The sequence below is a fragment of the Eximiradius sp. genome (genome assembly GCA_937127445.1).
In the GTDB taxonomy this organism is placed as follows: domain Bacteria; phylum Bacteroidota; class Ignavibacteria; order Kapaibacteriales; family UBA2268; genus JAKIZO01.
The window spans coordinates 1-2,574 of the sequence record CAKZLY010000012.1 but is presented as its reverse complement, the minus strand read 5'-3'; the positions used below and the strand labels follow the sequence as shown (position 1 = coordinate 2,574).

Annotated in this window: 1 protein-coding gene; it reads right to left on the bottom strand. The window is 35.6% G+C overall.

Translation table 11 applies throughout. The annotated features are described in order from the left end of the window. Positions 1-184: 184 nt before the first annotated feature. Positions 185-2,470 (bottom strand): methyl-accepting chemotaxis protein, encoded by a 2,286-nt coding sequence (locus tag AC6QZF_RS02250; protein WP_499798253.1) that lies wholly within the window; start codon positions 2,468-2,470, stop codon positions 185-187. Between the last annotated feature and the right edge of the window lie 104 nt (positions 2,471-2,574).

Below are 2,574 nucleotides of genomic sequence, written 5' to 3'. Positions count from 1 at the left end.
AAGAACGCGCTGTGATTGTGCGATAAAATCGTTGAAATAGAGAAAATGAAAGCCCTGAGCCCACCCTCGGGGCTTTTCATTTGTATATTCTCTAATACAATTATTATTAACTAAATTAAAAAAATATATAAAAAATCCGAAGGGAACAAGATCCTCCGGATTTTTTAATTCAAGTATTTTAATCTTAATTCCTGCCAGATAAATACTTATGAGATTTTCCCTTCAGTGTGCGCTGTGATGACATTTCATACTCATGCTGAATAATTTTGAACTGTGAAACAAGCTCGCGCAGCTCATCTGTCAGTCGAGACAGATCTTCTGCTGAGTGAGCAATTTCAGTTACTCTACGAGAAGAGTCTTGAGCAACTTCCGAAATCATTGCTACATTCTTTGTTATTTGTTCACCTGTGGCGGCTTGTTCCTCATTAGCAGTTGCAATTTGACTAATCATATCAAGTAAATGTTGCGAACTATCTACAATCTCTTTAAGAGCTGCACCTGCTTTATCTGCCAACTGAATACCGTTGGTAACCTCTGCATTTCCGTTTTGCATCATGCGAACGGCAATTTCAGTATCTTTTTGAATTCCTTTTATCATTTCCGCAATTTGTTTGGTTGCTTCTGTCGTTCTTTCTGCAAGCTTACGAACTTCGTCTGCTACCACTGCAAAACCGCGTCCTTGTTCGCCTGCACGTGCAGCTTCTATTGCAGCATTAAGAGCTAACAAATTAGTTTGGTCGGCAATGTCGTCAATGACAGAAATGATTTCACCAATTTGCTTGCTTGATTCGCCTAATTTTTCAATATTATCAGCTGATTCTTTAACGACTCTTGCAATGTCGCTCATTTTTGACACTGTAAGTTCAACAATTTGTCCACCTTCTTTTGCAATTTCACGATTTTGACGAGCCATATCTGCTGTTTGTTGTGCATTATTTGCATTTTCTGTAACTGTTCGAGCCATCTGTTCAATTGCACTTGCAACTTCTTCTGTTTGAGCGCTTTGTTCTTGGGCAGAGGTTGCCATAGTATCGGCAGTTGAAGAAATCTGAATTGCTGCTGATGCGGTTGTTTCTACACTATTTAGTAATCTTCCAAGTAAGTTATTAAAAGAATCTGCCAGTGTATTGATACTTTCTTGAAGTTTTCTATGGTCGCCTTTGTAATTTCCTTTAACCTTAACAGTTAAGTCACCTGTTGCCATTGTATTCAGCACTTCGCCTGCTTCTTCTACTGGAGCAATAACCGCATCTAATGTTTCGTTAAATCCATTTACAATTTCTTTGTAGATACCATAATGCTTACTTGCATCAGCTCGAACCGATAAATTGCCCTCAATAGATGCTTCAGTTAGCATCCTTACATCTTCTGCCATAGACTCAAAAGCTTCCATTAGCTTAATAAATGATGGAACTAATTCATCTGCTGCACTTCTACGACCAATAACTTTCAGCTCGGTCAGTTTATCGAGTTTGCCAAATGAAATGTTTTTTACAATTTCTAAAACATGTTCTAATTGAATCATTGTATCATTTGTGCTTTTCTTTAAATCATCCCATATTCCTTGATAATTCTTTGTGATTTTAATTGAATAATCATTAACTGCAACTTTTTTAAGTACTTCAACTACATCCTGAATAGGTGTTTCAACCTGTAGCATAATTTCATTTATGCTATTAATTATTTCATTCCAAACTCCCTTGAATTTCGACAGGTCACCTCTAACGCTTAAATTACCAACTCCAATTGCATTAATCAATACTCCAAGTTCTTGATAAATGTTGTTTACATTATCAATCAACTGGTTCAGGTTATTTTTAATCTCATTGAAATCGCCTTTGTACTCGTCCGTGATTTTTGGTGGAATATCACCTTTTGCAATTCTATCGACATATTCTGCGGCAACATTTAGTGGTTTAATTAAGTTATCTAATGCACTGTTCATTCCTTCAATAATTTTTCTATACGAACCTTTATGTCTGCTTGCATCTGCTCTTATATCTAATCTTCCTTCTAATGCAGCATTAGCAAGCAAGCTGGCATCATTTGACAGAGCTGAAATTGTGTTTCCAGTTGTGTTGATAGCGTTAACAATTAGCTTAAATCTATCGTAAGCTTCTTTTGTGTCATCATCGGGTTCGTCAAGTTGTAAGTCAAAGTTTATGTTGCCTAAAGAAAGTTGCTCCAATGCTTCAACAATTTTTTCTGTTTGCTTTTGTTGGTAAAGAGTAAGTTTTTCATTTCGACGCATTGCTTGCTTGATTTCAGTTTCGTCAACAAACATTTCAAATGCAGCTACTACATTTCCTTGCTTATCTTTGAGAGGAACAGATGTGAAACGCAATTCCTGTTCCTTCGAACCTACTTTTGCTTTCACTTCTTTTGTTGTAATAATACCTTGCTGGAAAGCTTTAAAAGTTGGATTTTCATCAGATTTTAACCCAACAAATTCAATTTCAGTTATTGCCATATTAAACCTCATTAATTTGTTAATTATAATTTATTATGATTTTCATACAATACATTATTATTTTTATCAACGATTCTTACAGGGATAGGCATATTGTCAATTAA

What these genes read in the sequence shown, in the direction of transcription:
- AC6QZF_RS02250 (WP_499798253.1), bottom strand. Translation starts at nt 2,470, where the DNA reads ATGGCAATAACTGAAATTGAATTTGTTGGGTTAAAATCTGATGAAAAT.